Here is a 15,584-nt window from a genome sequence, read left to right as displayed (position 1 = left end):
CCGTCAGCGGCACATCTTCGTCAGGCGGTGAAAGGCTCAAGGCCGAAGCGGCCCCACGCGATGAAGGCCGCAAGCGCAACGTAGCCCACGTTCACCATCACCAACTTGAACTGACCAAGGCGGCCATGGATGATCGCCGCGCCGACCATGAGCAAAATCCAGCAGGCGGCGGTCACCGGCACCATGAACGGTGCGATGTCGAGCACGGCGGGCAGGATCAGGCCAACCGCGGCCAGGAGCTCGAGGACCCCGATGGTCTTGATGAAGCCGGCGCTGGCGTGCCGGGTCCATTCCGCGCCATTGAGCGCAGCCAGTTTCTCCTTGGGTACGAACGTCTTGGTGATGCCGCCGGTCAGGGAGACGACTGCCAGCAGGCCGGCAGCAATCCAAAGGGCGAGGCTCATGCGGTTTCCTTGCCTTGTGTAGGTGACTCCGGTGTCTTGGGACCATCCGGCACGGGGCGGAGCTCCAGTGGGACACCCTCGGTGGTTGGTGGCCGTTCGAGCTGGGATCGCCGACGCGTGGCCCAGGCTGTCCGTTCAGCGGGGGGCCAGGGCATCACCGCGCTTGGCCCGTAGCAACTCCTGGCGCTTGTCATCCTTGACCCAGGTGAGCGAGCCGGGCCTGCGTGCCTCGTCCGCCAGGTGCTTGACGGTGTGCTTGCAGACGAACTCCTTGAGCCTCGCGCCCGGGCCGCCGCCGATGTACAACCCGTTCGCGGCGTCGTCCCTGGAGGCGAACTGGAAGATGCCGGCGCGACGCCCCAGGCTGATGCACTGGCCGAAGAACCCCAGGTTGATGGGCGCCGGCTGCCCACCCGCGATCCGAGCCAGCACCGTGTCGGCGGCGTGCGCGCCGACCCTCGTCGCGGCCTGGCAGCTCATCCGGAACGGCAGGTCCGACGGTGCCGCCGAATCCCCGGCCGCGACGACGCGCACGTCGTCCACGCTCGTCAACGTCTCATCGGTGAGCAGGCGGCCCAGCGTGTCGGTGCTCAGCCCGCTGCGGGCGGCCAGGTCCGGCACGCCGAACCCGGCGGTCCAAATGGTCACCTGGCTCGGCAACTCGCGGCCGTCGCTGAGCCGCACGGCATCGCGAGTCACCGCCGTCACCTTCGCGCCGGGGCCGTCGAGCACTGTCACACCGAGCCTGGCCAGCCGCTTGGCAACCGAGCGCCGACCCCGTCCGTGCAGATACGGGCCGAGCACCCCACCGCAGACCAGAGTCACGGTACGGCCCGCCTCCGCCAACTCGGCGGCGGTCTCGATGCCAGTCGGACCGGCTCCGACAACCGTCACCGGGGCCGTTGTGGGAGCGGCGTCGAGGACCGGCCGTAGCCGCTGCGCCTCCTCCAGGCTGGCAATCGGGTAGGCGAACTCGGCCGCTCCGGGCACACCCGGGTCGGCGCTGCCACTGCCCACCGCATAGATCAGGTAGTCGTAGCCGACCGTGCCGCCGGCCGCCAACGTCACCCTGCGCTCGGCCGCGTCGATCCGGGTCACCGTGTCGACCACCAGCCGGACGCCCTCGGCCAGGACCTCCCGGTAGTCGACGACCGCGTTGTCGGACCCGCCCACCACCTGGTGCAGGCGGATCCGCTCGACAAACGTCCGGCGCGGATTGATCAACGCCACAGTCACATCGTCGCGCTGCGTCAGGCGATTGGCCGCCATGACACCGGCGTACCCGCCGCCGACCACGACCACATCAAAGTTCTCAGTCATAGTGGCTCCTCCGTTTTCAGGGGTTCGGCCACAAGACACCGACTGACCGATCGTTGTGACAACGTGTGAGGCAGACCACTCCACAGGCGTGGGCTCGGCACGCCTGGTCAGGAAGGTGTCGACTTCGGCGGGTCAAAAGGCTTGGTCTTCTGCCGGTAGATCGTCCCGTGACGGGCCAGCATCGCGACGAAACTCGCGCCGCTTGCTGGCTCGCGTCGTACGACGGCTCTCCCCTGCCGGCGGTCCTATCCGGCGGGGGTCGCGGCGAGTCCGGTACAGCCGCGCAGATCCGCATACTCCCCGAGGATGCGTGCCGCGTCGTCGCCTCCGGTGGCGAGCTCGGGTTGGCCGGTGCGGCGGGAGATCAGCGCGGGCACCAACTCCGTTTTCACGATCTCCGGGCCGCGCAGGGTGACCCGCAGGATCCCGGTGTCGTTGCTGTACGCGTCGTCGCGCCACCACAGGAAGTTGCCGAGCCCGTACTGAACGAAGGTCCTGCCGATCCAGCCGTCACCGAGCAGCAGGTGCGCGTGGGTGCCGACGACGAGGGAGGCACCCGCCCGGGCCATCTCACCGGCGAACGCCCGCGCGTCGGCGGGCGGACAACTGTCGCCCTCCGCGCCCCAGTGGACGTACACGACGACGACATCGGCCTGCTGGCGCGCGGCGCGTACTGCGGCGACGGCCCGCGTCAGGTCCCTCGTCATCGCGATTCCGGCACGGGTGTCGGTGGCCCTCCACTGCGACCACAGTTCGTCGACCTGGCTGAATGCCAGGAAGGCGATCCTCGTGCCGCCGATCCGGGTCGTCCAGGGCGCGTACGCCGCCGCCGCGTCGGTGCCTGCCCCGACGGTCGGCACCCCGGCGGCCCTCGCCGCGTCCACGGTGTCGGCCAGACCCACCCGTCCATAGTCCAGCGTGTGGTTGTTCGCGATCGACACGACGTCGACCCCGGCCGCCTTCACCGCGTCGTACGCACTCGCCGGAGCCCGGAAGAGGAACTGCTTCGGCTCCGGGGTGCCACGCGTGGTAACCGCGGTCTCCAGGTTGACCATGGTCAGGTCTGCGGCGGACAACGCCGACGAGATCGACCCGAACGCGGTCGCCGGATCGTCCAGCAGACCCGCCGTACGACCGGCGAAGTGCACGTCGCCCGCGAAAGCCAACGTGATCTCGGCCGGCACGGCCGGCGACGGGGACGCCACCGCAGCGGAGCGGGTCGGTTCACCGGCCGGCGGTGTGGGCCCGACCCGGCATGCGGTCAGCGCCACGGTCAGAGTCGTCGCCACCGCGACGAGGGATCGTGCCCGTCTCACCTCAGGCAGCGTACGCGGCGGATGAGGCGGCGGGGCGGGATCAGGCGCGGAGCATGTGGAGTTGGGCCTGATGTTTGGGTAGGTGGACGCGGGTGTGCAGATCCAGGGTGCGTGACCAGGGCAGCGGCTCGTCGACGATGAGGTCGAAGCCCTCCCGCAGGTGGGTGTCGACCGAGGTCTCCGCCGCCAGGCCGAGCCGGTCGACCAGCGCGCAGAGCCGGTCGCTGGTGCCGTGCAGCAGAGCGGTCAGGCCACGCAGACCGCCCTGCTCGGCGACCAGCGCGTCGAGCTGCGGGCGGTGCATGTCGTCCAGGTCGTAGTAGGCGAACGTCGACCCGGCCAGCAGCGCCTCGGTGGCCTGGATCATCAGCTCGTCGTTGGCGACCAGGTGCGCGACGATCTGCTCGGCGCTGAGCTGGCCCTCCGGCGGCGGACCGAACCCCGCAGCGTCGAGCTCCGCGAACACCGCGTCGTACGCCCGCCGCAGTCCCTCGCTCTCCACTCCCCCAGTCAACCCCGCCGGGCGAGGGTTAGCGGCGGGATTGGCGGGAGCGGAGGTAGTCGGACACCACGTACTCGCCCAGGTCGTCGGTGTCCGGCGTGAACATCCGACCCCGGCTGCGCCGGGCCACCGCGTCGACGAAGCGGCGCAGGCCCGGGTCGTCGCCGAGCATGAACAGGTTGAGCGTGGCGCCGTATCGGCTGAGCCGGTCCACCTCACGGACCGTCGCCTCGATCGTCTCCGGCAGCGGCGGCCAGTGGAACAGCGCCTCCCCGTCGTCCGGGTCCAGGTGGGCCGTCGGCTCCCCGTCGGTGACCACCAACACCACCGGCTCGGCGTCCGGATGCCGGCGCAGGTGCCGACCCGCCAACCGCAGCGCGTGCTGAAGGTTCGTGCCCTGCTGCAGGTCCGGCTCCACGGCGGCCAACTCCTGCTGGGTGAGCGTCGTCGCCTCCCGGCCGAAGCCCACGATCTGCAGAGCGTCCTGCGGGAAGCGCGTCTCCATCAGGTGCGCCAACGCCAGGGCGGTCTGCTTCATCGGCCCCCAACGACCCTGCGAGATCATCGAGTACGACAGGTCGACGCAGAGCACGACCGCGGCCGAGGCCCGCTTCTCGGTCTCCACCACCTCGAAGTCGTCCACCGCGAGCTGCACCGGAACCGTCGGCCCGGCCCGGCTGACCGCCCGGGTCAGCGTCCGGACCACGTCCAACGGCTGTTCGTCGCCGTACTCCCAGGATCGGGACGCGCCGCTGACCTCGCCGGCGGCCCCCGCCGAGCGCAGGTCGTGCTGGCCGCGCGGCCCGGCGGTCAGATCGGCGAAGACCCGCCGCAGCGCGGTCCCGCCGAGCCGGCGCAGCGCCTTCGGGCTCAGCGTGAGCCCCTCCGCGTCCCGGCTCACCCAACCCTGCCGCCGCAGCTCCCGCTCCAGATCCCGCAGCCGGCGTACGTCGTCGGCCGCGTCGCGGCCCAGCGTGCGGGCCACCACGTCGACGTCCACGTCGTCCAGGGTCGCCCCCGGGTGTTCCTGGTCGAGCTGGTCCAGCAGGTCGTCCAGCTCGCCGATCTCACCGAGCGCTCCGGCCGCGTCGGCGTAGTCCAGTGGCTGTTCGCCCCGGACCCGCTCGCCGCGCCCCCAGCGCAGGTCAGGTCGCAGTGCCCGCAGGTTTGCGTCGAGCGCGGACAACTCCCCCGCGAGGCGGTCGCCGAGCGACTGCTGCATCAGACCGGCCAGCTCGGCGCGCTGCCGGTCGGAGAGCGAGTTCATCAGCCGCTCACCGGCCGCCGAGCGGCGGGCCAGCACGTCGATCAGCTCGTCGACGGTCGACGGCTTTTCCGGGAAGAAGTCGCCGTGTCTGCGCATGAACTCGGCGAACGCGTCGGTGGTGTCCTCCGCGCGGCCGTGCCGGGCCAGCAGGTCGTTCAGGTCGCCCATCATCTCGGCGAGGCGCCGCTGGACGGCCAGGTCGGCGGAGGCTCGCGCCGCCTCACGCAGCCCGGCGAACCGCTGACCGAGGACGTCGTCCCGGAGCTGGTCGAGGATCCGCTGGTACGAACGACGGGCGTCCTCGCTGGCCCACTGGTAGCCGGACAGCTCCTCCACCGCCCGCGCGGTCGAGCGGGGCAGGTTGTCCAGCACCGACTCGGCGAACCGCGCGTCGTCGTCCTCGCGGCCCCGCAGCTCGTCCCGCTCGGCTGCGAGGGCCTGGTCGAGCAGGGCCTGTGCCCTGGCCACCGCGCCGTCCAGGTCACCCCGACGAAGCGCCTCCCGGCGCAGCCGTCGAGCTCGGGCGGCCAGGTCGTCCAGCCCACCCCGTCCCTGCGGGCCACGGCGCAGCAGGTCGCGCAACGCCTCCCGCAGGCTGCCGCCGGCCAGCACTTCGGCGCCGACCGCGTCCACCGCCTCGCGCACGTCGTACGGGGGTGCGAGCGGGTCAGGCCCACCGTTCCACTGCCCGTACCGGAACCGGTTGCCGGCCACGGTCAGCCCCGGCCCCCGTAGACGGTGCGCCCGGTATCCGTGACGTCCTTGCCGAGCCGCCGGGTCAGGTGCAGCCCTTCCAGCACGAACTCGACGGCTGCTGCCGCCTCCTCCGGGGTGGGCGCGTCGCCCAGGCCGAGCCGATCGAGGACCTTCGCCAACCCGGGCACGGTGCCCACCTGACGCAGCAGCTCGGCGGCGCCGACCAGCTCACCGGTCTCGATCGCGGCACCCTCCTCGACGAGAGCGGTGAAGCCGGACAGATCCAGTCCGGCGAGGTGGGCCCGGAACGTCTCCGCGGTCGCGGTCCGCAGCAGGTGGGCGAGAATTTCGATCTCCCGCCCCTCCTCGCCGCTCTCGAATTCCACCTTGCCGCGCAGGGTGCTGGTCACCGACACCGCGTCGCCGACCCGGGCCACCGCGGCCTCCAGGCGTCCATCCGGGGTGCCGGCGGCGGCGAGCAGGCCGGCGCGACGCAGCGCGGCACCGGCGACCGTCTCGGCGGCGGCGATGGCGAACCGGGCGGAGACACCGGAGCGCGGGTCCACCGACGGGGACTCCCGCACCGCGCGGGCAAACCGGGCCAGCACCTCCAGGACGTGCTCCGGCACCTCGGCGACCAGGTCGGCCTCCTGTCGGATCAGTGCCAGCTCCAACTCCAGGTCGACCGGGTAGTGCGTGCGGATCTCCGCGCCGAACCGGTCCTTGAGCGGGGTGATGATCCGACCCCGGTTGGTGTAGTCCTCCGGGTTGGCGCTGGCCACCAGGAGCAGGTCCAGCGGCAGCCGCAGCTGGTAGCCGCGGACCTGGATGTCCCGCTCCTCCAGCACGTTGAGCAGGGCCACCTGGATCCGCTCGGCCAGGTCGGGCAGCTCGTTGACGGCGAAGATGCCCCGGTTGGTGCGGGGCACCAACCCGAAGTGGATGGTCTCCGGGTCGCCGAGGGTGCGGCCCTGGGCGATCCGGATCGGGTCGACGTCGCCGATCAGGTCGCCGACGCTGGTGTCCGGGGTGGCCAGCTTCTCGCCGTAGCGCATCGAGCGGTGCAGCCAGCCGACCGGCTGGTCGTCGCCGGCCTCGGCGACCTGGGCGCGGGACGCCGGGGTGAGCGGGTGCAGGGGGTGCTCGTTGAGCACCGAACCGGGGATGACCGGGGTCCACTCGTCGAGCAGCGCGCCGAGCGAGCGGATCAGTCGGGTCTTGCCCTGGCCGCGCTCGCCGAGCAGCACCATGTCGTGCCCGGCGAGCAGCGCCCGCTCGACCTCGGGCAGCACGCTGTCGTCGTAGCCGACGATGCCGGGGAAACGGGCCTCGCCGGCGCGCATCCGGGCCAGGAGGTTGTCGCGGAGTTCCTGCTTGACAGTGCGGTAATGGTGACCGGCCGCCCGTAGCGCGCCGAGCGTGCCGGGCAGGTCGGCCGGTGGAACCGGGATTACCGGGGAGGGCGCAGTCACCCAACCCACGCTAGCTCACCTTCGCAGGGGTGCCCCGGGCATCAGGGGGCACCCCCACTACCGCCCTCAGGCGCGGGCGCAGCGTTGGCAGGCGCCGCGGCGGCGCAGGTGGTACGCGTACGTGGCGGCGCCCAGCGCCACCCCCCAGAACGGCCAGAGCAGCATCGGCGCGCCAGCCAGGCTGAACCCGTGGGTGAGCTGCCAGAACTCGGGGTTGCTGAGCAGGCCCAGGGTGGCCGCGGTCACGGCGATGGCGACCAGGGTGGCCGGCACCACGGCCAGCTTCACCGGCACCCGACGGCCGGCCAGTCCGAGCATCCAGCGGGGGAACCGCTCGCCCCAGCGCTGCACCAGCCCGAGGGTGAGAACCGCGCCGACGGTGGCGAACGCGCCCAGCCCGAACCCGGCCCACACCACCCCGGTCTCGCGCATCTCGGCCAGGAAATCGTCGGAGATGCCCAGCGGGATGCCGGCCGCCCAGGCGAACCGGGTCAGCGCGTACATCAGTGGGATGCCGGCGGCGATCCCGGCGGCCCACCGACCCCAGCGCGCGGCAGCGGCCGGGGTGGTCCAACCCCGGTCGGTGTCGCGGCGGCCACAGCCGACGCAGGCCCCGGCGGTGCGGCGCTGCCAGGCGAGCACCGCCCCGGCCAGCAGCAAGCCACCGACCAGCGCGGCGAACCGGGCGAACAGCGCCCAGTTGAAGACCTCGGTGTAGTCGACCGGCGGCCAGCCGAACGGCGCCCCGATGATCAGGATCGGCAGGTAGCCGAGGATGACCAGCACCCGGGCGTCCGGGACGACCACGGCGAGCACGAACGCGACCGCCCAGCCGTAGCCGGCGAGCAGCGCCCGCAGCGGGCCGGGGGTGCGTACCGCCGGTCGGCTCATGACCAGCGCCGCCACCGCGGCGGTCAGCAGCACACCGGCGAAGATCGGGGTGGCCAGCTCCACCGGCACCAGGCGCAGCAGGTTGGCGTCGCCGCCGTGCGGGTCGTTCGCACCGAACGGATAGCCGGTGCCGGTGAGCGTGCCGAGCAGGGCGAGCACGCCCCACAGGCCGAGCCAGCCGGCTGCCAACGGGGCGAGCCGGTCCGGCCAGCGGGAGGCGGGACGGGGTGGGGAGGCAGTGATCGTTGTCATGCTCTCAGCCTCGGCCGACGGCCGGCCGGTTCCCTCCCGGGTGGCGGTGAACCCGCTCCCCCGACGGAGGGACCGGTCAGCCGGACGGGGTGACGAAGCCGGACTCGTAGGCGGCGATGACCGCCTGGGTGCGGTCGCGGACGCCCAGCTTGGCCAGCACGTTGCCCACGTGCGTCTTGACCGTCTCCACCCCGACCACCAGGTGCGCGGCGATCTCCGGGTTGGACCGGCCGGTGGTCATCAGCCGCAGCACCTCGGCCTCCCGCTCGGTGAGCCGGGCCGGGCGCAGCCGGTCGCCGCCCGCCGGCCCGTACGCCCCGATCAACTGGCGGATCGCGGCGGGGAAGAGCAGCGACTCCCCCGCCGCGACGACCCGGACCGCCTCCACCACCTCTGCGGGCCGGGCCCGTTTGAGCAGGAAGCCGGAGGCGCCGGCGCGCAGCGCCTCGTAGACGTACTCGTCGTTGGCGAAGGTGGTGACCACCAGCACCCGGGGCGGGTCGGCGGAGGTGGCCAGCAGGTGTCGGGTGGCCTGGATGCCGTCGATGCCGGGCATCCGCACGTCCATCAGCACCACGTCCGGCCGGTGCCGGGCGACCAGCGGCGGCACTTCGGCGCCGTCGGTGGCCTCGGCGAGCACCCGCAGGTCGGGTTGGGCGTCGATAATGGTCCGCAGCCCGATCCGGATCAGCTCGTCGTCGTCGACGATGAGCACGCCAGTGCTCATCGCGTCGTCTCCTCGTATGGCAGGCGGGCCCGGATCAGCCACCGGTCGCCGTCCGGCCCCACGGTGAGCTGGCCGCCGAGCAGCAGCACCCGCTCCCGCATGCCGTCCAGGCCCCGGCCGCCCCGGCCCGGGTCGGCGCGGTCGGGGTCAGCGCGGCCCACCGTGTTGATCAGCTCCAATTCCAGCGCGTCGGGGTTCAGGTCCAGCCGCAGCGTGACCGGCCCGTGGCCGTACCGGGCGGCGTTGGTCAGCCCTTCCTGGAGGATTCGGTAGCCCTCTCGGGACACCACCGCGGGCACCAGCGCCGGGTCGCCGGCGCGGTGCTCGTGCACCGCCAGCCCGGCCGCGCGGGTGTCGGTGACCAGCAGGTCCAGGTCGGCGAGGGTACGCTGCGGCGCTTTCGCGGGCCGGTCGCTGCCGGTTTCCCGGAGCAGCCCGAGCACGTGGTCCAGCTCGTCCATGGCGGTCCGTCCGGTCTCCTCGATGGCGGTGAGCGCCCGCCGGACGAACTCCGGGTCGGTGTCGAGCACCTCGCGGGCCGCGCCGGCCTGGAGGGTGGCCACGGTCAGCGCGTGGCCGACCGAGTCGTGCAGCTCCCGGGCCAACCGGTTGCGTTCGGCGAGCCGGGTGGCCTGCGCTTCGAGGGCGGCGATCCGCTCCGCCGGAGCCGGGCCGAGCAGCACCGGCGCCATCGACACGGCGAGCGCGCCGAGCCCGGCGACGGCGTAGCCGAGGCCGACCAGCAGGGCCACCCCGGTCAGGGTCAACCAGCCGGTGTCCCGCCCGTCGATCGGCCCGAACCGTTCCCGGCTGGTCAGCTCGGCGCCGATGCCGAACTGCTGGGCGATGAAGGCCAGCGCCATCGGTAGGGCGCTGAACAGGGCGATCAGCAGCAGCCCGCCGACGATGAGGTGGGTGACGATCCAGAGCGCGCTGCGCAGCCGGGTCTCCCGGTTGCCGTGGTGTCCGGGTGACGGCTCGGGCAGGTCGACGCCGAGCAGCGCCCGCACGGCGGCGATCTCCAGTGCACGGCTGCCGTCCAGTAGCAGCGGCACCACGGCGATCAGCACCGCGATCACCAGCAGGGCGGTCACCAGCGCACGGGGGACCTCCGAGTTGGCGAACATTTCGGCGAAGGCCACCGCGAGCAGCCCGTACGGCAGCGCCAGCACCCCGCCCAGCAGCAGGAACACGCCGCGCCGCCAGGTGGAGCCGGCAACCAGTGGGGCCAGCGCCGCTCGGAAGGTCACCTCGTCATTGTGCTGCTGACTCGGCCTGCGTGACTCCCCCGTGTCGGGGAGATCTCAGCGGTGGTCGGCCACGTACCCCTGCGGGTCCTTGTCCCGGAATGGCAGGTCACGCCCGTTCTTGTGCTCGCCGTAGAAGGTCAGCCAGCGTCGGCCCAGCTCGGCGCGCAGCTCGGTGCCGGCGTGCCGGCGGAAGTCGGGCAGCGCCTCGTCCTCTTCCTCGGCCAGGTGCTCGCTGTTCTCCCGGCGGGCCGTGCCGACCGCCGCCCACCAGCGTTCCGAGCCGACCGGGTGCAGCTTCGACTCGGCGACGGCGTCCCGGATCTTGTTGTGGTCGCCGATCGCGTCGGCGGTCTCGTCCTCGCCGTCGTCGCCGTGCTTCACCAGGTGCGGGTAGAGGATCGCCTCCTCCGCCTCGGCGTGGATGTTCAGATGCAGCGCGAGCGCGTCCCAGATGGCCAGCAGCTCCTGCTCATCGCGGGCGTCGTCCAGCCGGGCGAAGCCGCGCCGGAAGGCGGCGTGGTCGTCCAGGATCAGTGCGGTGATGTCGTCCACTGTGCTTACTTTCCCGTCGGGCCGGCCAGCCGGGCGCGCAGCATCTGGGGCATTGCGGCGAGTCCGGTGATCGGGCGGAACCGTTTGGCGGCTTCGGCCAGCGCGGCATACTCGTCGTCGGCGAGGTCGATGTCCGCGGCGGCGGCGTTGCGTTCCATCTGCTCCACGCCGGACGCGCCGGGAATGGCCAGCACGTTCGGGTGGCGCAGCAGGTAGGCCAGCGCGATCTGACTGGCGGTGGCGTCATGGGCGTCGGCGACCTGACGCAGGGCGTCGATCAGCACCGCGCCACGTTCCAGATTCTCCGGCAGGAAGTACGGGTTGGCGCGCCGGACCGCCCCCGTCGGAGGGTTCTTCGCGTCGTAGCGGCCGGAGAGGAAGCCCTGGGCCAGCGGGCTGTACGCGATGATCACCCGGCCAGCCTGTCGCGCGTACGGCAGCAACTCCTGCTCGGGTGCACGATCCAAGATGCTGTAGCGGACCTGGTTGCTGAGCACCCGCCGGCCGAGCGCCGCCTCGGCGACCTGCCAGCGGCGCAGCCCGTAGTTGCTCACCCCGACCTCGCCGACCAGCCCGACGTCCTGCAGAGCCCGCATGCCACGCATGGTGGTGTGGTCGGCGACGAGCGGGTTGGGCTGGTGCACCTGGTAGAGGTCGATGCTGGTGACGCCGAGCCGGGCCGCCGAGGCGACCGCCCGCTGCTGCACCACCGCGGCCACCGGCAGAACCGGCAGGATCTTGGTGGCGACCACGACCTTGGGCCGGTCGTCGCCGAGGGCCGCACCGAGGATCCGTTCGCTGCGCCCGAAGCCGTAGATCTCCGCGCTGTCGAAGACCGTCACGCCCAACTCCACGGCCCGCCGGACGATCTGCGCTGCCTGCTTCTCGAAGTCCGGGCCGTACCCCCATTCCCGGGAGCCGAACTGCCAGGTGCCCAACCCGATTTTGGACAGCGGTTTGGGCGTGTCGAGTGCAATGAAGCGCATGGCGTCGAAGCTACCCCGATGTCCGGGTTCGTACGCCCAATCTCGCCCAGATGAACCCCGGGCTAGGCTCATGATCGTGACCTATCTCGCCGCGGATGACCGCTACGACACCATGACTTACCGGCGCAGTGGGCGCAGTGGCCTGCGGTTGCCGGCGATCTCCCTCGGGCTCTGGCACAACTTCGGTCCCGACCGCCCCTTCGAACGGCAGCGCGACATCGTCCGACGCGCCTTCGACCTGGGTGTCACCCACTTCGACCTGGCCAACAACTACGGGCCACCGCCCGGTGCGGCCGAGGAGAACTTCGGCCGGCTGCTCGCCACCGACCTGAAGCCGTACCGGGACGAGCTGGTGATCTCCAGTAAGGCCGGCTACCTGATGTGGCCCGGCCCGTACGGCGAGTGGGGCTCGCGCAAGAACCTGATCTCGTCGCTGGACCAGTCGCTGGGCCGAATGGGGCTGGACTACGTCGACATCTTCTACTCGCACCGGTTCGACCCGGACACCCCGCTGGAGGAGACGATGGGCGCCTTGGACGCCATCGTCCGCTCCGGCAAGGCGCTCTACGTCGGCATCTCGAACTACAACTCGGAGCAGACCGCGCGGGCCGCCGCGCTCCTGAGTGAGCTGGGTACGCCGCTGCTGATCAACCAGCCGTCGTACTCGATGCTCAACCGCTGGACCGAGTCCGATGGCCTGCTCGACATGCTGGAGCGGGCCGGCGCCGGCTGCATCGCGTACAGCCCGCTGGCCCAGGGCCTGCTGACCGACCGCTACCTGGGCGGCATCCCGGCCGACTCGCGGGTGCGCACCAGCGTCTTCCTCAACGAGAGCGACCTCAGCGAGGAGAAGATGGCCACCATCCGAGGGCTTGGCGTGGTCGCCGAGCGGCGCGGCCAGTCGCTGGCGCAGTTGGCACTGGCCTGGGCGCTGCGCGACCCACGGATGACCAGCCTGATCATCGGGGCGAGCAGCGTCGAGCAGTTGGAGACGAACATCGCCGCGCTCGACAACCTCGACTTCACCGCCGACGAGTTGGCCGAGATCGAGCGGCACCTGGGCTGACGCCCCACCGGGCTCCGGGCGGGTCGGGTCACCAGATCCGGCGCCGCCCGGCCCGGTGAGGATGACCTCCGCCCCCTGGTACGGCCGGCGGGAATCCGGTGGGTGGGTGGGGCGTTTCGATAGTCGGAACCGCTTGCACCGAGGAGGCAGCCATGAAGGTACGTAGCTCGTTGCGTGCGCTGAAGCAGAAGCCGGGTTCGGTGGTGGTCCGCCGTCGCGGCCGGATGGTCGTGGTGAACCGCACCAACCCGCAGTGGAAGAGCCGCCAGGGCTGATCAGCCCTCTACTGACATATAGTCGAAAAATGCCCTGACCGGATCACTCCGGTCAGGGCATTTTCGTGTCCCCCGCCGACCAGGCAGGGCAGCACCCCCTGACTTAGAATTACGTGCGTCTATGGGTTGTCGGTGTTAGCGATAACAGCTAGCGTCGGCCGCAGAGGCGAAGGGCACGCTTCCACGCTTCATTCGACCCCGCGCGCCGGCCGCTGAAGCGGTACGGGCAGCAGGGCTGGTCACTCCGGGCAACCTGGTTGGCATTCGCACGCCGCCGGGTCAGGCTGACCGCCCGCCTGACCCGGCGCCACAGCGACCACACACTCCCCGGATCCGGCGGGACGGGCTCAGGCCGCCCCATCGCCGGCCCCACCATCACAGCCGCCACCATGGCGAGGAGTTCCCTGATGATTTCGAGACACATCCGAAAGGCACACCGACGCGTCGCTCTCGTCGCCGGTGCGGTGGCCACGCTCCTGGTGGCCGGCACGATGGTCGCCGGCAACGCCCAGGCGGCAGCGGGCTGCCAGGTGGCATACACCGCACCAGCGCAGTGGCAGGGTGGCTTCACCGCCGACGTGACGGTCACCAACCTCGGCGACGCGATCAACGGCTGGAGCCTGACCTGGACGTTCCCGTCCGGCCAGCGGGTCACCCAGGCATGGAACGCGACGGTCACCTCGTCGGGCGACCAGGTCACCGCGAGGAACCTGAGCTACAACGCGGCCATCGCAACGAACGCGACGGTCTCCTTCGGCTTCAACGGGTCGTGGTCGGGCAGCAACACCGCACCGACGTCGTTCGCCCTCAACGGGGTCACGTGCACGGGAAGCGTGGGCGGTACGCCGACCCCGACCCCCACCGTGCCCCCGTCGCCGACCCCGACAACCTCCCCGTCGCCGGGCGGCGGCGACGCGATGGCGACGGTGGCAGCGATGCAGCCCGGCTGGAACCTGGGCAACACCCTGGACGCCATCCCCAACGAGACCGCCTGGGGCAACCCACTGGTGACGCAGGCACTGCTGCACCAGGTGAAATCGCAGGGCTACAACAGCATCCGGCTCCCGGTGACCTGGAACGACCACCAGGGACCAGCCCCGGCGTACACCATTGACGCGGTCTGGTTGAGCCGCGTCCGTCAGGTGGTGGACTGGGCGCTGGCGGAGGGCCTCTACGTGATGATCAACCTGCATCACGATTCCTGGCAGTGGATCAACGGCTATCCCGGTGACCGCACGAACGTCATGAACCGTTACACCGCGCTGTGGACCCAGATCGCCACCACGTTCCGCGGTCACTCGTCGAAGCTCGTGTTCGAGAACATCAACGAACCGCAGTTCACCGGCACGTCCGGAGACGCCCAGAGCGACGAGGTGCTGCGTGAACTCACCGTCGCGTTCGTCCGCCTCGTACGCCAGTCCGGCGGGAACAACGCCACCCGGCTGCTCGTGCTACCCACCCTGAACACCAACTCCAACCAGAGCCAACTCGACGCGCTGGCGACCACGATCAGCCAGCTACGCGACACCAACATCGCGGCGACCGTCCACTTCTATGGATATTGGCCGTTCAGCGTCAACATCGCCGGCGGCACCCGCTACGACGCCAACGTCGAGCAGGACATGGTCGATGGCTTCAACCGGGTACGTGACACCTTCGTCGCCAAGGGCATCCCCGTGATCATCGGCGAGTGGGCCCTGCTCAGCTATGACTACACCCGGCCCGGCATCATCGAGCGCGGTGAGCTGCTCAAGTATTTCGAGGCCGTCGGCTACCAGGCCCGGATCAGAAAACTCACCACCATGCTCTGGGACGCCGGGTCGTTCCTCAACCGCAACGACCTGCAGTGGCGGGACCCCGGCCTGTACGCGCTGATGAAGGCGAGCTGGACCACCCGCTCCGCGACCGCGTCGTCGGACCAGATCTACGTACGTCGTACCGGCACCATCACCAGCAAGTCCCTCACCCTGAACCTCAATGGCGCCTCGTTCCAGAGCTTGCGGCAGGGCAGCACCGTCCTGACCAACGGCAGCGACTACACCGTCTCCGGCAACACGCTGACCCTGACCACCGCGGCGGTGACCCGTCTGGTCGGCAACCGCGCCCCGGGCGTCAACGCCAACCTCGAAGCGCACTTCTCGCAGGGCGTGCCATGGCCCATCAGCATCATCTCCTACGATCCACCAACCCAGTCCGCGGCGACCGGCACGACCAACTCGTTCCTGATCCCCACCCAGTTCCGCGGTGACCAGCTCGCCACCATGGAGGCCAGGTACGCCGACGGCAGCGCCGCCGGGCCGGCCAACTGGACCACCTACAAGGAGTTCTGGAGCAACTTCCAACCCGACTACGGCGCGAACACCATCATCCTGAAGCCGGAGTTCTTCGCCGAGGTCAGGGACGGCGCGGTCACCCTCACGTTCCACTTCTGGAGCGGCACACAGATCACGTACCGCGTGACGAAGACCGGGACTTCGGTCACCGGTAGCGCCACCTGACCCCGTAGATCGGGTAACGACAGGCAGCGGCCCGGTTGATGATCATGAACCGGGCCGCTGATCTGCGTTCGCCGCGGTGGGGCGATCTCATCCAAGCCGGGCAGGAACGA

General features: G+C 71.0%; 14 protein-coding genes. 3 read left to right on the top strand and 11 right to left on the bottom strand.

Annotated elements, in window-relative coordinates; genetic code table 11:
• Positions 1-20: 20 nt before the first annotated feature.
• The 11 genes from OG811_RS15965 to OG811_RS15915 form a co-directional block, all read right to left on the bottom strand.
• Positions 21-404, bottom strand: coding sequence for a DoxX family protein (locus tag OG811_RS15965; RefSeq protein ID WP_405426987.1), 384 nt, complete (start codon positions 402-404; stop codon positions 21-23).
• A 135-nt stretch (positions 405-539) separates the two neighbouring features.
• Positions 540-1,724, bottom strand: coding sequence for an NAD(P)/FAD-dependent oxidoreductase (locus tag OG811_RS15960; protein ID WP_406075274.1), 1,185 nt, complete (start codon positions 1,722-1,724; stop codon positions 540-542).
• 245 nt (positions 1,725-1,969) lie between these two features.
• Complete coding sequence (locus OG811_RS15955; RefSeq protein ID WP_406075273.1) at positions 1,970-3,040, bottom strand: CapA family protein; 1,071 nt, start codon at positions 3,038-3,040, stop codon at positions 1,970-1,972.
• 40 nt (positions 3,041-3,080) lie between these two features.
• Positions 3,081-3,542 carry a hypothetical protein gene (locus OG811_RS15950; RefSeq protein ID WP_406075272.1) on the bottom strand — a complete coding sequence of 154 codons (462 nt, stop codon included), beginning with the start codon at positions 3,540-3,542 and terminating at the stop codon, positions 3,081-3,083.
• A 28-nt stretch (positions 3,543-3,570) separates the two neighbouring features.
• Complete coding sequence (locus tag OG811_RS15945) at positions 3,571-5,523, bottom strand: VWA domain-containing protein (protein ID WP_406075271.1); 1,953 nt, start codon at positions 5,521-5,523, stop codon at positions 3,571-3,573.
• A 2-nt stretch (positions 5,524-5,525) separates the two neighbouring features.
• Complete coding sequence (locus OG811_RS15940) at positions 5,526-6,986, bottom strand: magnesium chelatase (protein ID WP_406075269.1); 1,461 nt, start codon at positions 6,984-6,986, stop codon at positions 5,526-5,528.
• 57 nt (positions 6,987-7,043) lie between these two features.
• Positions 7,044-8,120, bottom strand: coding sequence for a hypothetical protein (locus tag OG811_RS15935; RefSeq protein ID WP_406075268.1), 1,077 nt, complete (start codon positions 8,118-8,120; stop codon positions 7,044-7,046).
• A 76-nt stretch (positions 8,121-8,196) separates the two neighbouring features.
• Positions 8,197-8,847, bottom strand: coding sequence for a response regulator transcription factor (locus OG811_RS15930; protein WP_406075267.1), 651 nt, complete (start codon positions 8,845-8,847; stop codon positions 8,197-8,199).
• Entirely contained in the window at positions 8,844-10,097 is a 1,254-nt protein-coding gene (locus OG811_RS15925) for a histidine kinase (RefSeq protein ID WP_406075266.1), read from the bottom strand. The genes OG811_RS15930 and OG811_RS15925 overlap by 4 nt, the downstream gene beginning before the upstream one ends.
• 54 nt (positions 10,098-10,151) lie before the next feature.
• Positions 10,152-10,649: a hemerythrin domain-containing protein gene (locus OG811_RS15920; RefSeq protein WP_406075264.1), complete on the bottom strand. Its 498-nt coding sequence runs from the start codon at positions 10,647-10,649 to the stop codon at positions 10,152-10,154.
• A gap of 5 nt (positions 10,650-10,654) precedes the next feature.
• Positions 10,655-11,635, bottom strand: coding sequence for an aldo/keto reductase (locus OG811_RS15915; protein WP_406075262.1), 981 nt, complete (start codon positions 11,633-11,635; stop codon positions 10,655-10,657).
• A 70-nt stretch (positions 11,636-11,705) separates the two neighbouring features.
• Between OG811_RS15915 and mgrA the strand changes: the two genes are divergently transcribed.
• The 3 genes from mgrA to OG811_RS15900 all read left to right on the top strand — a co-directional run bounded on the left by mgrA (position 11,706) and on the right by OG811_RS15900 (position 15,474).
• On the top strand, positions 11,706-12,701 hold the full coding sequence (gene mgrA, locus OG811_RS15910) for an L-glyceraldehyde 3-phosphate reductase (RefSeq protein WP_406075260.1): 996 nt from the start codon (positions 11,706-11,708) through the stop codon (positions 12,699-12,701).
• A 152-nt stretch (positions 12,702-12,853) separates the two neighbouring features.
• Complete coding sequence (locus tag OG811_RS15905) at positions 12,854-12,976, top strand: 50S ribosomal protein L36 (RefSeq protein ID WP_406075258.1); 123 nt, start codon at positions 12,854-12,856, stop codon at positions 12,974-12,976.
• Between the two features lie 407 nt (positions 12,977-13,383).
• Entirely contained in the window at positions 13,384-15,474 is a 2,091-nt protein-coding gene (locus tag OG811_RS15900) for a cellulase family glycosylhydrolase (RefSeq protein ID WP_406075257.1), read from the top strand.
• Positions 15,475-15,584 lie beyond the last annotated feature (110 nt).

It is taken from the genome of Micromonospora sp. NBC_01638, from assembly GCF_045209745.1.
In the GTDB taxonomy this organism is placed as follows: Bacteria; Actinomycetota; Actinomycetes; order Mycobacteriales; family Micromonosporaceae; genus Micromonospora.
Note: the sequence above shows the minus strand (reverse complement) of the source record. Positions and strands in the feature narration are given on the sequence as shown.